Consider the following 17,346-nt stretch of genomic DNA (forward strand, 5'->3'; position numbering starts at 1 on the left):
AAAAGTCCGACCCCTTGTGGGTAACGCCCAAAAAATTAAAAATGGAGAACTTGTTATTGGTAAAGGACAGAAATCTGTCATTTGAACTTGCATCGAAAAAAGAACATCCAAATATACCTGTCTTATGTAACTAAAAAACAGAAAATCTCACTACTGTAACAAATCAATTTATCAAAGAATTTTAAACCTTTGGAATATTAACTAATCTATGGCTTATGACAATGGTCTTGAAATGGCACATCTCAAAAAACTAACTTAACAAACAATAGCCATTGTATATTATTGGATATCCTTATGATTTCCAGAAAAGAGAAACAAATAAAAACACTCATAATCTAATCAGGCGTTTTCCTCTAAAGGTAGACACATTAATAACGCAACTGAAACTGAACAACTAAAAGCTGTTAAAATTCGTTAAACAACAGACCTGTAAAGTCTTAAATAATTTTAAAACTCCTCTCCAATAATTAAATTCGAAAACTCGAATGCATTATCGTTATCAAAATCAGAAATGTGAAATATATTATATTCTGATAATATAAATCTATCAAATTGAGGTTTTAGAGCTTTATTTGAATATTGACTATTTTTATTTAGCAATATTTCATTCTCATCAGTAACACAACTGCAAAAAATTAAAATAGTTATTAATAAAATAGGGTAAGTGAATTTTGCTTTCATAATAAAAATATTTATTTTAAACTATGCCTTTATACATTCTAACTCAACGTAAAGTATTCTTGTACAAGGTGTATTTTGTGGACAACCATTAAAAGTCACAGTAACAGGTATTTCCTTAGTATAATACCCAAACGCACTAACAACTATAACATCTCCTGTATTAACAGGAGAAATACTGTAATTCCCTTCAAAATCTGTTATGGTAGTTATAGGCTTATTTTTAATAACTACAGATGCCCCTACAATAGGATTATTATCACATTTATCAGTAACTCTTCCAATTACAATGTTCAAATACATACTCTGCTTTGAATTATAATTTTTCTCTAATAAATCACCCAAATTTTCATTTAAATCATTAAATGTGTAGAAATCTAAAGAAAGAAAGAAAGAAAGAAAGAAAAAAGAAAGAAAGGAAAGAAGAAAAATGTTTTCATAATTAATAATATACTATCAAATATAACAATTAAATTTTAAACTGTAATACAAAAGTTATACTTTCTTAAATTAGTTTAAGAAGTGTAAACATCTAAAATGAGCAATTAAAGGTCCTTTTATTTAAAAATAAACTTTTGCTTATGACCTCTAATTTTCATCTTTCGTTACTTAATTCTAATTCTAAAAGCATTATTAAGGACTTGGTCATTTCTTAAATTTATTTTCAAGATAAAATTGAAATACAACAATAATCCAAAAAATTCAAGTTAAAAAGAAAGCTACTATTGACAACAACAACTATAGTTCATTGATCGCGGATTTTATATTTTGCTTGTATTTACTAAATTGGGTGCTTAAACACAGATTATGCATATATCAAACATTAACCAACCTCTCCAAAACAACACAAACACCTATTTAAAAACAAATACCAGCAAACACGCCTGCGTTAGGGATTGCGGCATTTGTTGGAGCTCCTCGTAGAGAGCGACTGCCAAAAGCCCGACCCCTTGTGGGTAACGCCCAAAAAATTAAAAATGGTAAATTTCAATTATTAATGTATCTTTGCAACTTTAAATTCCTCAGGGTGAGGATGTGTTACTAGAAGTTTAAGGTTTAAGTATGTCGATTCGCTTCTTTATGTAACACCACATAACATAATCGAATACTTACTTAAAGTAATGAACACATTCCAAGATTTAGGTTTGCAAGACAACCTATTACAAGCTATTAACGACTTAGGTTTTACAAAACCAAGCGAAGTACAAGACAAAGCCATACCAATTTTATTAAATTCTGAAACCGATTTAGTGGCATTAGCACAAACGGGCACCGGAAAAACAGCAGCCTTTGGTTTCCCTATGCTGCAAAAAATTAATATTAATAGCCGCACTACGCAGGGTTTAATTTTATCGCCTACAAGAGAGCTTTGTTTACAAATAACCAATGAAATGAAACTTTACGGTAAATACTGTAAAGGATTAAATGTTGTTGCCATTTATGGTGGCGCAAGCATTACAGAACAAGCTAGAGAAGTAAAACGAGGCGCGCAAATAATTGTAGCTACACCAGGGCGTATGAAAGATATGATTAGCAGACGATTGGTTGATATTTCTAAAATAGAATACAGCGTTTTAGATGAAGCCGACGAAATGCTAAACATGGGCTTTTATGAAGATATAACTAGTATTTTATCTCATACACCAAATGATAAAAACACTTGGTTATTTTCTGCCACCATGCCCAAAGAGGTGGCTACTATTGCCAAAAAATTCATGTATAGTCCACAAGAAATTACTGTAGGACATAAAAATGAAGGTAGTAAAAACGTATCTCATGAGTATTACATGGTAAACTCTAGAGACCGCTATCAGGCTCTAAAACGTTTAGCCGATGCTAATCCAGATATTTTCTCAGTAGTTTTTTGTAGAACCAAACGAGACACCCAAAAAGTAGCCGAAAAGCTAATAGAAGATGGGTATAACGCAGGTGCATTACACGGCGATTTAAGTCAGAACCAACGCGATTTGGTAATGAAATCGTTTAGAAATAAACAAATTCAAATGCTAGTTGCTACAGATGTTGCAGCGCGTGGTATTGATGTAGATGATATAACTCACGTAATAAACTACCAATTACCAGATGAAATTGAAACCTACACACACCGTTCTGGTAGAACAGGACGTGCCGGAAAAACAGGCGTTTCTATGGTAATTATTTCTAAAAGTGAGGTTAGAAAAATTAAAAGTATTGAGCGTATTATTAAAAAAGAATTTGTAAAAAAAGATATTCCTGATGGTGCTGTAATTTGCGAAATACAATTAATGTCTCTTGCAAATAAAATTCATAATACACAGGTTAATCATGAAATTGATAAACACCTAGAAAGCATTAACGAATTATTTGAAGACACTAGTAAAGAAGAATTAATAAAGAAATTTTTCTCTGTAGAGTTTACGCGTTTTCATAATTATTACAAAAAAGCTCAAAACCTTAATGTTTCTAGTGGTGGTAGAGAAGAAAGTGATTCTACTTCTACCCGCTACTTTATAAACGTTGGAAGAAAAGATGGCTTTGATTGGATGAGCTTAAAAGACTTTTTAAAAGAAGTTTTAGAGCTAGGAAAAGATGATGTATTTAAAGTAGAAGTTAAAGACAGTTTTTCATTTTTTAATACTGAAAATGAGCAACAACAAAAAGTTTTAGACTTTTTTACCGACTTTAAACATAACGGACGCTTTGTTAATGTTGAAATCTCTGAGAACAGAAGTAAAAGTAGAAAACGTGATGGTAGAAGAAGCGGAGGAAGACGTGATGACAGGCGTAATGGGTCTAAACGAAATGACTCTAGACGTTCTTCTGATAAAAAATCTAAACGCTCTAACTCTGGAAACTTTGCTGCATCAAGACCTAGACGCTCTAGACGCTAATAGTTTTTAGATATCTTATCTGTTTTTTCTCCTATGTTAGATTTAATTTAAAGAAATTTCAGATATTTAACTTTTAAAAAAGTACTTTTAACGATACAGTTTTGTTAATTTTAAGTCAAATAATGCCACAAAACGTATCGTTACTTTTTAGTTTAGTACTTTTACATTAAAATTTAGAATATATTTAATATTATGAAAGGTTACCTGTTAGTTATTTGTTTACTGTTTACATCTGCTGTAGTTATGGCGCAAGATGGTGAAATAGCTATTGGTGTTGTTTTAAATTCGGCTAACGACAAACCTTTAGAAAGTGTAAATATTGTTAACCTAAATTCTGTTAAAGGAACTACCACAAACAGTAAAGGTGAATTTAAAATTCCTGCAAAGGTTAATGATACCTTGCATTTTTCTTATTTAGGATTTAAATCTATAAAAGTACGTGTTACTAACGACTGGTTAAAGTTTGGAAGTTCTGAAATTAAATTAACAGAATTAGCCCTTGCTTTAGAAGAAGTAGTTGTAAACCAACTTAGGCTTACTGGTTATTTAGAAGTAGATATTAAGCAAGTACCAGAACCTAACAATAATTACCGTTATCAAATTTCTGGATTGCCAAGTGGTTATGAAGCATCTAAACCATCTACAATTAATAAAATTATTGGATCTATTTTTAACCCTGCCGATTTTTTACATCGTATGTTTGGAAAAAAACCAAACGAATTGAGAAAGTTAAAAAAGATGAAAGAAGATGATGAGATTAGAAACCTTTTAGCATCACGTTTTGACAGAGAGATGCTTACGGCGCTTTTAAAGGTTGAAAAGGTTGATTTAGATGAAATTGTAAGCCAGTGTAACTACTCTAAAGGATTTATTCAAACCGCTAACGATTTACAAATTCTTGATGCCATTAGTGAATGTTACGAAGAATATAAATTACTTAGTAGAGGCAGAAAAAGACTCTAGAAACCCTACTTGTAAAACCGCTTAACAATATCATCATAACTTTTAATTGTTTTAGCAATCCAATCTAGTTTTTTTTCTTGTATCTTGGTTTCACTAAGTTGCCAATTTATATTAGTTTGTCTTAACTTGGTTGTTACATGTTGCAGTATAATAGCTGCTGAAACCGATATATTTAAACTCTCTGTAAAACCAAACATAGGGATTTTTAAAAAGCAGTCTGCAGACTCTAAAACTTCTTCAGATAAACCTTCGGTTTCTCTTCCAAAGAAAAAACAAGATTTTTTAGTAACATCAAAATCATGCAATTCACAATCGTTTGTATGCGGTGTAGTTGCTACTATTTGATACCCTTCTTTTTTTAAATCTATAATGCAATCTTTAACAGAATGATATCTGTTTAAATCTACCCATTTTTGGGCTCCCATGGCTATTTCTCTATCAATCCGCTTAGTATTTTGCTCTTCAATAATATTAACCTCCTGTATTCCAAAAACATCACAACTTCTTATAACTGCACTAGTGTTATGTAGTTGGTACACATCTTCTGTAGCAACTGTAAAATGTTTAGTACGTTGAGATAATACTTTATTAAAACGGGTTCTTCTATTTTCGGTTAAATAGCTTTCTAAATACTCTACTAATTTTATGGAAGTCATTAAAATAAAATTATATTTATAAAATAAATATACAAATACATGAACAGTCTCAAAATAACCATATTTTTTGTAATTAGCCTACCCTTTTTTTGGGTTTCAACCGCATTTTCTCAAAATAAATACAACACCCAGAGTGCCAAACTTTCTAATAACACAATTTCTATAATTGCTAACTCTGAGGCCAATGATGAAAAAGTACTAGCACTGGGTAGCGAGCTTCAAAATGCCATTTTTGAAAATAGTGCAGAAAACTATTTAAATCTGCTAGATTATGAATCTTTTGGAAACTTAATTACTAAAGATATTAAAGAAGATGAGGATATTAAAGAATTTAAAACCGGATTTCTTAATGGCTTAAAACAAGGCATGAAATCTATTCCTAATAAAATTATAGAAGAGGTAAATGGTGCTGGGTATTATGATTTTGTTAATTACAGATATGATGAAAACACCCAAACCTACCACATGCTTTTTAGACTTTATTCTTCTTTAACGGGAATAAATTATCATGACTACAGAGTGTCTCGTATAAACGGTAAGTTTATGTTTAATGATATTTACATTTACTTATCTGGTGAAGAATTAAGCAAAACTTTTAGACGTTTTTTTATATATAACCTCCCTAAAACAAGCTTATTTGATTTATTTGGAGAAGATAACACAGACGAATTTATTAAAATGGCTAATGCTGTTAACTATCATAACCAAGGGCAGTTTGAAAAAGCGCTTAATATGTTTAATAAAATAGAAGGAGATTTACAATATGATAAGTTTCTCTTGGTTATTAAAGCTGTTTGCGCTTCAAATGTTAACGAAGAAGCTTATAAAAAAGCTATGAAAACTATTGCCGACAAATATCCTGATGATTCCTCTCTATATTTAAGTCAAATAGATTATCATTTAATGAACAAAAATTACGAGACTGCTTTATCGTTAATATCAAGATTAGAAAAAGATACAAATGATGATTTTTTAAACCTTTTAAAAGGAAACCTAGAATTTGATAGAGCTAATTACACAGAATCTTTAAAATATTTTAAGTATATATCTGATAACTACCCAGATTTTTTTGAAGGGCATTCATCTTACTTAACCGTTTTATCTATTGTTGGAGATTACAATAAATGTGTTACTTTTTTATCGTCTCTAACAGCAGACGGCTTTAATAAAACAGACCTTATTGAATTTGTTGAAGAAACCGATGAAAACGGAGAAAATAATCTTTTAAACTTAGTTAATTCTGTTGAATATAATAAATGGAAAAAGATTTAATAAAACATATAGTAGTACTTACAGGAGCAGGTATGAGTGCCGAAAGTGGTGTTAAAACCTTTAGAGATCATGATGGTTTATGGGAAGGACATGATGTTATGAAGGTTGCGTCTCCGCAAGGTTTTTTAGAGAACCCAGAATTGGTGCTAGATTTTTATAATAAAAGACGTCGCCAACTACTTGAAGTTAAACCTAACAGCGCACATATTGATTTAGCTAAATTAGAAAACAAATATAAAGTATCTATAATCACCCAAAATGTTGATGACTTACATGAACGCGCTGGCAGTACTAATGTATTGCACTTACATGGCGAATTGTTAAAGGTTAGAAGTACTTTTGATAAAACCGATATAAAAGAATGGAAAACCGATTTGGTTTTAGGTGATTTATGTAATAAGGGCTATCAATTACGTCCGCATATAGTTTGGTTTGGCGAAGATGTACCCATGATTAACAAAGCTATAGAAGTATGTGAAACAGCTGATATTTTACTCATCATTGGAACCTCAATGCAAGTGTATCCTGCAGCAAGTTTAATGCATTATGTTCCACAAAACACCTCTATTTTTTATATAGACCCAAAACCTGCATTGTCAAATAATAAAGATATAATGGTTATTCCTGAAGTTGCTACAGTTGGGGTAAAACAATTAATTGAGAATTTCTTGTAATACTTACTGTTTCATATTTTTCTCCTCAATCCATTTACTCATAAACTTAGTGCTATTAAGTATATGATGCTGAAGCATTTGCCCTGTGAAATTATGCAACCTTCGGTCATTTAACTCTAGACTTATTATTTCTACTTGTTCAATAAATTCTTTTTGAAAATACTGTTTATTGAATCTGTTATTTATAGTTTGAAATCCATTTTGTTGCTTTTCTTTCCAAAGGGTTTCGTTTTGATATAATTGAACAGCTTTATTAGCAAAGGCTTCTGGAATGCCTTCTATAAATCCGTTTGCTTCTATATCGCCAAACATCCCCTCTGCTCCAACAGTTGTGGTTACACAAGGCGTACCGTTTTGCATAGCATCTACTAATTTCCCTTTTAAACCTGCTCCAAACCTAATAGGTGCTAAACACACTTTAGCACATTGCATAACCTGGTTAACATCATATGCAAAACCTTTAATTAAAAACCCTTGTTTTTCATTATTCAATTGGCTTATTTTATTTGAGCAGTAAGCACCATAAATATGTAATTCTGCTTCAGGAAGTTTCTTTTTAATTAAGGGCCAAATAGTTTCTTTTAAATATAAAACCGCATTATAATTAGGCTTATGTAAAAAATTACCAATGGTTATAAAATGCTTCCGTTTATTAAACTTTGGCAAACTTTTTATTTCTTCAATAGAAATTTCACTTAACATAAATGGCAAATACATTAAAATTGATTTATCTACTTTAAAATCATTTTTAAGAATTTCTATTTCAACTTCTGAAATAATTAAACTTAAATCGCATCTATAAATACTGGCTATTTCTCGTTTTGAAGTATCGTTAAACAGGTGCTTTTTCTCAAAAGGGAGTTGCTCTTTATAGGCTTGCTCTCTACCACGCCTTAAACAATGTAAATCTTCGGTATCTAAAATTCTTATTGCATTAGGGCATTGTTCTGCAACGCGCCATCCAAATTGTTCTTCGGTCATAAACCTATCAAACAATACTACCTCTGGATTTAAAGCTTTAACAAAATCATCAAAACTAGAACTATTTAATTCTATAGAAACTTGCGAAACTCCAATACTTTCAAGGTTAAAAGCATTATCTGATTTTGCACAAGCAGTGGCAAAAGTTATTTGATATTTAGCCAGTAGGAATGCTTCAATTAATTGCATCATCCTACTACCGGCTGCAGAACTTTTAGGCTCTGGCCATACAAAACCAATAATCAATAAGTGTTTTTGCATAGACTTTAACCTATTCTGGTTTAGGTTTCATACTGTACATTAAGCGTACATTTTTTGCCCAATCTACAACAGATTGAATTTGTGCATCAGTTAATTTAGCATTAGCATGCGTCCATGTATAAGACTTCAACGGCATTTCTTTTCCTTCAACCTCTTCTATTAATTCTTCAAATTTATGGTCTTTTCGTTTTACAGAATTACCTTCCCAGTTTGAGACATTAAAATGTTTTTTTCCATCTTTAACATGATTTGCTAACCAATAATTTATGGGTGTAATATTGTTGTACCACGGATATCTTGTTACATTGCTATGGCAATCTAAACATGCTTCTTTCAAAATTAATTTTACTTCTTGTGGGGGTTTGGTTTCTGCTAAAAAAGGTTCAATACTTGCTATATCGCCGCTATTTTTTTCCGGCCTAAAAAATTGAGCAATCACAAAAACAATTAACAACACTAACAAGATTTTATTTGAGGTTTTCATTCTAAAATATTTCTTATAAATTTACTTTTTAAAAGTAATAAAATTCCGTTTGAACACCACCGAACTTTACAAAGAATTAAGTTATGTAAATCACTCGCGTGAAAAAAGAACTTACTACGCCAGTTTAGTAATAAATAACCCAAATTTAGTTCCTAAATTATTAGAAATACTTTTTAAAGTAAACGACAAAATATCTCCGCGTGCCGCTTGGGTTTTTGAGTTTATGTGTTCTGATGATATTGAAGCTATTATACCACATCTAGATTATTTCACAAAAAACATACATAAAGTTCATTTAGATTCTGCTGTAAGGCCTGTTGCTAAAGTTTGTGAACTTATAGCTAATGCTTATACTAGTAAAAATGACAATAAGATTAAAACTGCATTAAATACAACACATAAAGAACGTATTATTGAAACCTGTTTTGATTATATGATTAATGATGAAAAAGTAGCTCCTAAGGCTTATAGCATGTCTACACTTTTTCTTTTGGGAAAAGAATATAACTGGGTTTACCCAGAATTAATTACCATTCTAGAACGGGATTTTTCTAGTCAAACTGCAGCATTTAAAGCTAGAGCAAGACATATTCTAAAAAAAATTAAAAAAGCTAACTAAAGAAGTTTCCAATATTAAAAAACTTAGGGTAACAAGCTTCTAGCTTCCATCTAAAAATTATATCTTTGCAACTTCTTAAAATTCACATTAAATATGTCATTATCTGTATTAAATGCCATCTCTCCAATAGATGGACGTTATAGAAGTAAAGCAGACGCTTTAGCTCCTTTTTTTTCTGAAGAAGCCTTAATAAAATATCGTGTTTTAGTTGAAATTGAATACTTTATTGCGCTTTGCGAAATACCTTTACCACAACTAACAGATGTTGACAATGCTCTTTTTGATGAATTAAGAACTATTTATAAAGATTTTTCTTCGGAAGATGCTTTAGCTATTAAAAAAATTGAAAGTGTTACCAACCATGATGTTAAAGCGGTTGAATACTTTATAAAAGAAAAATTTGATGCTTTAGGATTATCTCAATACAAAGAGTTTATCCATTTCGGGTTAACCTCACAAGACATTAACAATACAGCCATTCCTTTAAGTATTAAGGAAGCCATGAATGAGGTTTATGTTCCTGAATATTTCACCGTTTTAGAAAAACTAAAAGAATTAACCAAAGAATGGGCAGAGGTTCCTATGCTAGCAAGAACACACGGACAGCCAGCATCTCCAACCCGTTTAGGTAAAGAAATTGCGGTTTTTGTAACCCGTTTAAAAGAACAATTTAATTTATTAAACGATATACCTAGTGCTGCAAAATTTGGTGGCGCTACTGGAAATTTTAATGCCCATCATGTAGCTTACCCAAATATTGATTGGAAAGCCTTTGGAGACACTTTTGTACAAGAAAAATTAGGATTACACCACTCGTTTCCAACAACGCAAATTGAGCATTATGACCATATGGCGGCGTTATTTGATTGTTTAAAACGTATTAATACCATACTTATTGATTTAGATAGAGACGTATGGACATACGTATCTATGGACTACTTTAAACAAAAAATAAAAAAAGGTGAAGTAGGAAGTTCTGCAATGCCACATAAAGTAAACCCTATTGATTTTGAAAATAGTGAAGGAAACTTAGGTATTGCCAATGCCATTTTTGAGCACTTGTCTGCTAAACTACCAATTTCTAGATTACAACGCGATTTAACTGATAGTACTGTTTTACGTAATGTAGGTGTACCTTTTGGACATACCATTATTGGTTTTAAATCTACTTTAAAAGGTTTAAACAAATTATTATTAAACGAAAGTAAATTTGCTGCAGACCTTGAAAACAATTGGGCTGTTGTAGCAGAGGCTATTCAAACTATTTTACGTAGAGAAGGATACCCAAATCCATATGAAGCATTAAAAGGATTAACAAGAACTAACGAAAAAATTAATCAAGATTCTATTTCAAATTTTATTGATACTTTAGAGGTGTCTAATACAATAAAAGAAGAATTAAAACGTATAACACCTAGTAACTATACTGGAATTTAAAATTTAATTATGCTAACTGATAAACAATCTTTATTATTCTGTGGCCTTTTGGTTGGAGGTATATTTGTTTGTGGTATGTTGGATATTTTAGATAATTTTTTAGTTTTAACTATTCTTACCATCATTTTTTTAGCCATTATTATTAACCTAATAACTACTAAAACTTTTAAAGTTAAAGAAGAAAAAAAAGGGGAAGAATTTATAGTAGAGAAATAAAAAAAGGCTTGCTATATAATTATAGACAAACCTTTTTTATTAACATTTAAAATATAAGATCTACTTAAAGAAATTCATGATATCTTGCACTTGATTTTCATTTACATTTGCGTTTTGTAAACTATGCAACAAAACCCCCATTTTTTCTGGACTCATGTTATTTCCTAATATTCTAATAATAGCAAACCCCATTTCTTTAGCGCTTCCAAAAACTACAATTTCATCGGCTTCATCATCATCTCCTATATATTTTACAACTATTTTTCTGCCTCTATCACTAAACTCTATTAAGTCTTGATATTTATCATCACTCAAAATGGTTTTAACCGTTGCTAACTCTGTGTTGTAAGTATCAATATTTGTATCAGATGCTTTATATCCTAAGAAATTTAATCGTTTTACAGAGTTGTAGGCTTCATGCTGTTCTTCTGTAAAATTTGTTTTATCTAGCTCTACCATAGAAATTGGAATATCTTGAGTAATAAAATTTTTAGTTTCCTGGTTATCTACGTAATAGCGCTGTAAGCTAACACCATCACCGCAGCTTACTAAAAAAGTTGCGGTTAATATGGTGCATAAAATATATTTAATTGTTCGTTGCATGATTGATGATTAGTTGTTTATTTTTTTTCTAAATGTTGTCCTGCTGGAATATTCATTTTCTCTGTAAGTTTAGATATTTCATTTAAATCAATATCGCCGGTAAATGATACTACTACGGTTTCTATTTTTCGTTCTTTACCGTTAATTTCTATTTTATCTTCCATTACTTTGTCTATTCCATTTACAAAAATTAGAAGTTCTTTTACGTGGTCTGCATCTTTTCCTTCTTTTACATAGAATTTTACTTCACTCCCATCATCTCTTACTTCCATCAATTCTTCTAATGAGTTAGAGCGAGATTTCACCCATTTAGAAATATCAGATGAAATATCTTTATTATCTGTTACTATGGTTTTAAAACTGGTAATACTTTTTACCATATCCATAAATGCTTTTGCTTCAGGATCGCTTGTATCTACTCCTACTTTGGCAATCATCTGGAACATTTTAGGTTTTATGTTAACATAGGTAACATTAGGGTTATCGCTATATTTATCAAAAATGTTCTTTTGTGCCATTCCTGTTAATGGCACTAATAGTATAGCCATTATAAACATTATCAATCTGTTATTCATCTTTATTTTATTTGAATTTATTGTTTTCATTTTTATAAATTTTTAATTGTTCTTAATCGTTAAAATGCAATTCGCATGGTATTCTTCTATATTCAACTTGTGAAGCTTTCTACAATGCTCACTTCATTTTGTTCTTTTTTAACTGTTATTTTTTAAAAATAATACTGGTAGTATTTTCAACCTCATTTAAGTAACCTAAAGCGGCTGTTCCTTTGTCTACTTCTTTTAAATATCCAACTGCTTGTGTACCTTTATTGAAGTGATTAGAAATCATTGCCAATTGTTTTGTTACTTCTTCTAGAGCTTGTTCTGGTTCACAATAAGTTCCTAATTCGTTACAATCATCTGTAATTATTGAGTTATTAAAGTAAAACCCTAACATAAGAACGGCTACGGCTGCGACAGAAATCCATTTATAATTAAATATGCGCTTAGTTTTTAATGGAACGTCTTTGGTAAACTGCTCTTGTTTATTTACTAAAAAATAATTGAACATGGGTTTATACATTTCTAAATGTGGCGCTACAGTTTCTTGAGAAAAATAGTTTTTTAACTGCTGCTCTTCTTTTAGAGTGGTTTCCCCATTCTCGTATTTTTCTAGTAATTTTTCTATATTATTTAATACCATAATTATGTGTATTAGTTAATTTTTCTCTTATTGTTTTTCTTGCTCTTGATAAGGCTACACGTACTGCGGTGTTGTTCATATCAAGCATTTTTGCTATTTCGTCTAAATCGTACTCTTCAATATCTCGTAATTGAATTATCATACGTTGTTGTTCTGGTAATTCTTCTATAATTTTTCCTACCCAATTTACACTATCATTTAACTCAACTTGTTTTTGTAGTGGTGTATTTTTTTCTTCATAATTACTATGAACAATTTTTAAATTTTGAGCTTGTTTAGATTTTAATTTATCAAAACAAAAATTCTTAGTCATAGTCATAGAAAACGCCTCTACATTTTTATACTCTTTAATTTTGGCTTTGTTATTCCACAATTTTAACAGAACTTCTTGAGTTGCATCTTCAGCCTCTTCTGTAGATACAAGTAAACGTTTTGCTAACCGAAACACTTTATCTTTAAAAGGCATTACTATATTTAAAAACTCTGTTTGAGTCATTTTTGGTTTGGTTTGGTTGAGTTAATAGCTTTTTCTGCTATTTGTTATTACGACGACTCACTTTTTAAATTGTTACAAAAATTTTTTATTAAACAATAATGTACGTAATTTTAGGTTTTTATATCACAATAATAGCATTTTAAAAATATGAAAGACAAGTTTTATAACTCCCTGTTCTTAAGTTTTTTTCTAAGTTTTACTATAATTCTTTTTAATTGTAGTTCTAATGATGATAACAATAATGATGACGATGAAACTGAAATTGAAGAACCCATTACCCTAGATAATGAAGTAAACGACTTTGTTTGGTTAGGTTTAAATGAAATTTATTTATGGCAAAGTGAAGTTCCTAATTTACGAGATAATAAATTCATAGATAATGATGCATACTATACTTTTTTAAACGGCTATAGTACACCAGAAAGTTTATTTGATGATTTACTTTATCAAAAAGATGTAGTTGATAAATTTAGTTTTATTGTAGATGATTATGTTGAACTAGAAAATTCTTTTAGTGGCACTTCTAAAAGTAATGGATTAGATTTTCAGCTTTTAAAACTATCTTCTTCATCTGATGATGTTTTAGGTTATGTTAGATATGTTGCAAACAATTCTGACGCAGCAACAAAAGATATTTCCCGCGGAGATTTTTTTCTAACCGTAGATGGAGAACAATTAACTGTAAATAACTATTATGACTTATTGTTTGGAAGCAATGACACCTATACTCTAGGTATGGCAGATATAACTGATAGTTCGGTTTATTTAAATGGTAAAACCGTTTCTCTTACTAAAACAGAATTTACAGAAAACCCCATTTTAATAAATAAAGTAATAGAAACAGATGGTTATAAAATTGGGTATTTAATGTACAACCAATTTATTGCCGATTTTGACGAAGAACTTAATACTGTTTTCACAAATTTTAAAGCAGAAGGTGTTACAGAACTAGTCTTAGACCTAAGATATAACCCAGGCGGTTACGTAAGTTCTGCTATTAATTTAGCTAGTATGATTACTGGACAATTTACAAACCAAGTTTTTTCTAAAGAAATTTGGAATAATAAATACCAAGCTTATTTTGAAGCTTACAGCCCAGAAAGTCTTATAAATAATTTTACCGATACATTATCAGATGAAACAAGTCCAATTTCATCATTAAATCTAAACAAAGTGTATATTTTAGCAACAAGCAGTTCTGCTTCTGCAAGTGAGCTTATAATTAATGGGTTAAGCCCTTATATAGATGTAATACACATAGGCACAACTACAACTGGAAAATACACTGCTTCTGTTACACTCTATGACTCTAGTAATTTTAGTAAAGAAAATGCTAACCCTAACCACAAATATGCTATGCAGCCACTAGTATACAAGTCGGCTAATGCAAATGATGAATCTGACTATTATGATGGACTTACACCCGATTATACCATTACTTATGAAACCAGTTCGGGCAATGTCTATGAAGGTGAAAATATTAATAATTTAGGTGTACTTGGTGATGTTTCAGAACCTTTTTTAGCTAAAGCCATAGAACTTATTACAGGTGCTACATCTAAATTATCTAAAAAAGATATCAAAGGAATTGACGCTAAAATCTTAGCAGACTCAAAAGATTTTACTTTACTAGGAAAAAACATGTATAAAGATTTCCCTGTAAAATAACCAAAACACTAAATGAAAATATTAAAATATAGTATTCCTCTTTTTTGTTACTTATTACTTTTTACATCATGTTTTGAAGACAATGATGACAGCGAAATTTCTGCTAGTGAAATAAATGATTTTGTTTGGAAAGGCATGAATGTTTTTTATCTATATAAAGATGAAATTCCCGATTTGGCTAACAATCGTTTTTCAAATAATGAAGAATATACAGAGTATTTAAACACTTACTCTTCACCTGAAGAATTGTTTGAAAGCTTAATTTATGAACGCGAAACTATTGATAGATTTAGTTGGATTACAGACAATTATTTTGAAAATGAGGCGCTTTTAAACGGAACAACACTTACTAATGGCATGCAGTTTACCACTATTAAACGGTCTGATACAGATCCTATTAGATATGGCATAGTTTTATATGTATTACCTGGAAGTAGTGCAGATTTACAAGGTTTAAAAAGAGGTGATATTTTTTATACTGTTAACGGTTCTCAATTATATTACAATTCATCATTAGATAATAATTATTCGTTATTCAATGCAAATAGTTACAGTATAGATTTAGGCACCTATAACACTAACGGCACTACAGAAACTGATGATGATATTGTAACACCTTTAGACACAAGTGTAACACTTACAAAAGAAGAATTTACAGAAAATCCTATTCATACTACTAAAGTTTTAAATGTTGATGGACAAAAAATTGGGTATCTAATGTATACTGGATTCAACGGAAGTTCTTCTGAACTCAACGATGTATTTTCAACTTTTAAAAGCGAAGGCATTACCAATTTAGTACTAGATTTAAGATACAACTCTGGAGGTTACAACTCTAAAGCTATTTTAATGACCAGCCTAATTACAGGGCAATTTACAGGAGAAATTCTTAATAAAAGATTTTACAATAACGAATTACATACACTGTTTGAAAATGATGACCCCGAATATTTATTAGATAGATTTATTGATAATGAAGACGGCATGTCTCTAAACAGTTTAAACCTAAATAATGTATATGTTTTAACAACCTCTTGGACTGCCTCTGCCAGTGAGCTAGTAATTAACTCTTTAAGCCCGTATATTAATGTTGTTCAAATTGGTACCAATACAAGAGGTAAATACCAAGGGTCTACTACATTATATGATTCATCAGATTTTGGTAAAGAAGGCGCTAACCCAAACCACACTTACGCATTGCAACCTTTAATTTTTAAATACGCCAATGTTGATGATAATACTGATTTTTTTGATGGCTTAGAACCAGACACCTACCTAAACGAAACAAGAACCAATTTAGGTATTTTAGGTGATGAAAACGAGCCCCTGTTAGCAGAAGCTATTAGCCAAATAACAGGAAATAGCAAACTAAGTAATAAAAATAAAAGCCTTACACAAATTGATGATATTGTACCTATAAATTCTGTTCAAGGCAAACTTATAAATGATAAATCATTACCCAAAAACATAATAAACCAACTCATTTTTGATTAAACATAAAACCTACTTTAACTGGAGCTCTGGTAAAGATTCTGCACTTGCATTATACCACTTGTTACAAAATGAAAATTATACGGTAGATGAATTAATTACTACAGTTAATAGTCATTACAATAGGGTTTCTATGCACGGACTTAGAAATGAATTGTTACAAGCGCAAACAAACGCTATTGGTATTAAATCTAGCTTTATAGAATTACCAGAAATGCCAGATATGGCAACCTATGAAACTATTATGAATAAAACAATTTCTAGGTTAAAAAATGAAGGCTTTACACATGCTGCCTTTGGTGATATTTTTTTAGAAGATTTAAGAACTTACCGAGAAAACCAATTAGCAAAACAAGGTTTTAAAGCTGTCTTCCCTATTTGGAAACGCAATACAAAAGAACTATTAAATGAATTTCTAGATTTAGGTTTTAAAACCATTGTGGTTTGTGCCAATTCTAAATATTTTAATAAAGATTTTGTTGGCACTGTTATCAACAAAGATTTTATTAAAAACCTACCAAAAGGCGTTGACCCTTGTGGTGAAAATGGCGAGTTTCATACCTTTTGCTTTGATGGCCCAATATTTAAAAACCCTATTAATTTTGAAATGGGCGACAAAGTTTACCGTGAATATACTAATCCTAAAACTAATAATTCTGATTGCGAATCTGATAACTACGGTGTTTGGTATTGTGATTTAATACCAAAATAAAAGTCGCTACAACTTAAATTATAACGACTTTTATTGTTTTTGTTATTCTGAGTATATTTCAG

At 30.4% G+C, this 17,346-nt stretch carries 19 protein-coding genes; 10 read left to right on the forward strand and 9 right to left on the reverse strand.

Translation table 11 applies throughout. The features are described 5' to 3' along the window. Nucleotides 1-447 precede the first annotated feature (447 nt). Nucleotides 448-681 carry a hypothetical protein gene (locus tag J1D01_RS05280; protein ID WP_421150081.1) on the reverse strand — a complete coding sequence of 78 codons (234 nt, stop codon included), beginning with the start codon at nt 679-681 and terminating at the stop codon, nt 448-450. Nucleotides 682-702: 21 nt separating this feature from the next. Continuing rightward, nucleotides 703-981, reverse strand: coding sequence for a carboxypeptidase-like regulatory domain-containing protein (locus tag J1D01_RS05285; protein ID WP_421150082.1), 279 nt, complete (start codon nt 979-981; stop codon nt 703-705). 818 nt (nt 982-1,799) lie between these two features. On the opposite strand from J1D01_RS05285, the gene J1D01_RS05290 reads away from it, so the two are divergent. Together J1D01_RS05290 and J1D01_RS05295 are read left to right on the forward strand one after the other, a co-directional pair. Continuing rightward, nucleotides 1,800-3,548 (forward strand): DEAD/DEAH box helicase, encoded by a 1,749-nt coding sequence (locus J1D01_RS05290; protein WP_372936786.1) that lies wholly within the window; start codon nt 1,800-1,802, stop codon nt 3,546-3,548. A 192-nt stretch (nt 3,549-3,740) separates the two neighbouring features. Further along, nucleotides 3,741-4,511, forward strand: coding sequence for a carboxypeptidase-like regulatory domain-containing protein (locus J1D01_RS05295; RefSeq protein ID WP_421150083.1), 771 nt, complete (start codon nt 3,741-3,743; stop codon nt 4,509-4,511). Between the two features lie 5 nt (nt 4,512-4,516). Here J1D01_RS05295 and J1D01_RS05300 read toward each other — a convergent pair whose 3' ends face one another. Further along, complete coding sequence (locus J1D01_RS05300) at nt 4,517-5,167, reverse strand: TrmH family RNA methyltransferase (RefSeq protein WP_421150084.1); 651 nt, start codon at nt 5,165-5,167, stop codon at nt 4,517-4,519. Nucleotides 5,168-5,206: 39 nt separating this feature from the next. On the opposite strand from J1D01_RS05300, the gene J1D01_RS05305 reads away from it, so the two are divergent. Further along, nucleotides 5,207-6,439, forward strand: a complete 1,233-nt coding sequence (locus J1D01_RS05305; protein ID WP_421150085.1) for a tetratricopeptide repeat protein — start codon at nt 5,207-5,209, stop codon at nt 6,437-6,439. Then, nucleotides 6,439-7,113, forward strand: coding sequence for an SIR2 family NAD-dependent protein deacylase (locus J1D01_RS05310; RefSeq protein WP_421150200.1), 675 nt, complete (start codon nt 6,439-6,441; stop codon nt 7,111-7,113). Before J1D01_RS05305 ends, J1D01_RS05310 begins: the two co-directional genes overlap by 1 nt. Before the next feature lie 3 nt (nt 7,114-7,116). On the opposite strand, the gene J1D01_RS05315 is transcribed toward J1D01_RS05310, so the two are convergent. Together J1D01_RS05315 and J1D01_RS05320 are read right to left on the reverse strand one after the other, a co-directional pair. Beyond that, nucleotides 7,117-8,355 carry a glycosyltransferase gene (locus J1D01_RS05315; protein WP_421150086.1) on the reverse strand — a complete coding sequence of 413 codons (1,239 nt, stop codon included), beginning with the start codon at nt 8,353-8,355 and terminating at the stop codon, nt 7,117-7,119. Between the two features lie 10 nt (nt 8,356-8,365). Beyond that, a complete protein-coding gene (locus tag J1D01_RS05320; protein WP_372936776.1) occupies nt 8,366-8,839 on the reverse strand; it encodes a heme-binding domain-containing protein in 474 nt (157 codons plus the stop codon). 49 nt (nt 8,840-8,888) lie between these two features. Between J1D01_RS05320 and J1D01_RS05325 the strand changes: the two genes are divergently transcribed. The 3 genes from J1D01_RS05325 (at nt 8,889) to J1D01_RS05335 (ending at nt 11,111) form a co-directional block, all read left to right on the forward strand. Further along, nucleotides 8,889-9,458, forward strand: a complete 570-nt coding sequence (locus J1D01_RS05325) for an adenylosuccinate lyase (protein ID WP_372936774.1) — start codon at nt 8,889-8,891, stop codon at nt 9,456-9,458. A gap of 93 nt (nt 9,459-9,551) precedes the next feature. Continuing rightward, nucleotides 9,552-10,895 carry an adenylosuccinate lyase gene (purB, locus tag J1D01_RS05330; protein ID WP_421150087.1) on the forward strand — a complete coding sequence of 448 codons (1,344 nt, stop codon included), beginning with the start codon at nt 9,552-9,554 and terminating at the stop codon, nt 10,893-10,895. 9 nt (nt 10,896-10,904) lie between these two features. Further along, the gene (locus J1D01_RS05335; RefSeq protein WP_372936770.1) at nt 10,905-11,111 is read left to right on the forward strand and encodes a hypothetical protein; all 207 of its coding nucleotides are present in this window, start codon (nt 10,905-10,907) and stop codon (nt 11,109-11,111) included. Between the two features lie 60 nt (nt 11,112-11,171). Here J1D01_RS05335 and J1D01_RS05340 read toward each other — a convergent pair whose 3' ends face one another. The 4 genes from J1D01_RS05340 to J1D01_RS05355 all read right to left on the reverse strand — a co-directional run bounded on the left by J1D01_RS05340 (nt 11,172) and on the right by J1D01_RS05355 (nt 13,413). Next, nucleotides 11,172-11,714: a DUF4252 domain-containing protein gene (locus J1D01_RS05340; RefSeq protein WP_421150088.1), complete on the reverse strand. Its 543-nt coding sequence runs from the start codon at nt 11,712-11,714 to the stop codon at nt 11,172-11,174. A 17-nt stretch (nt 11,715-11,731) separates the two neighbouring features. Beyond that, nucleotides 11,732-12,319 carry a DUF4252 domain-containing protein gene (locus J1D01_RS05345; RefSeq protein WP_372936766.1) on the reverse strand — a complete coding sequence of 196 codons (588 nt, stop codon included), beginning with the start codon at nt 12,317-12,319 and terminating at the stop codon, nt 11,732-11,734. A 115-nt stretch (nt 12,320-12,434) separates the two neighbouring features. After that, nucleotides 12,435-12,917 carry a hypothetical protein gene (locus tag J1D01_RS05350; protein WP_372936764.1) on the reverse strand — a complete coding sequence of 161 codons (483 nt, stop codon included), beginning with the start codon at nt 12,915-12,917 and terminating at the stop codon, nt 12,435-12,437. Continuing rightward, nucleotides 12,904-13,413 carry an RNA polymerase sigma factor gene (locus J1D01_RS05355; protein ID WP_421150089.1) on the reverse strand — a complete coding sequence of 170 codons (510 nt, stop codon included), beginning with the start codon at nt 13,411-13,413 and terminating at the stop codon, nt 12,904-12,906. The genes J1D01_RS05350 and J1D01_RS05355 overlap by 14 nt, the downstream gene beginning before the upstream one ends. A 147-nt stretch (nt 13,414-13,560) precedes the next feature. Between J1D01_RS05355 and J1D01_RS05360 the strand changes: the two genes are divergently transcribed. From J1D01_RS05360 to J1D01_RS05370, 3 genes are read left to right on the forward strand one after another with little or no spacing between them, the layout of a single operon-like run. Then, a complete protein-coding gene (locus tag J1D01_RS05360) occupies nt 13,561-15,081 on the forward strand; it encodes a S41 family peptidase (protein ID WP_421150090.1) in 1,521 nt (506 codons plus the stop codon). A 12-nt stretch (nt 15,082-15,093) separates the two neighbouring features. Continuing rightward, the gene (locus tag J1D01_RS05365; protein ID WP_421150091.1) at nt 15,094-16,575 is read left to right on the forward strand and encodes a S41 family peptidase; all 1,482 of its coding nucleotides are present in this window, start codon (nt 15,094-15,096) and stop codon (nt 16,573-16,575) included. Then, nucleotides 16,568-17,284: a diphthine--ammonia ligase gene (locus J1D01_RS05370; protein WP_421150092.1), complete on the forward strand. Its 717-nt coding sequence runs from the start codon at nt 16,568-16,570 to the stop codon at nt 17,282-17,284. Before J1D01_RS05365 ends, J1D01_RS05370 begins: the two co-directional genes overlap by 8 nt. Nucleotides 17,285-17,346: the final 62 nt, after the last annotated feature.

It is taken from the genome of Seonamhaeicola sp. NFXS20 (genome assembly GCF_049132085.1).
Lineage (GTDB): Bacteria > Bacteroidota > Bacteroidia > Flavobacteriales > Flavobacteriaceae > Seonamhaeicola.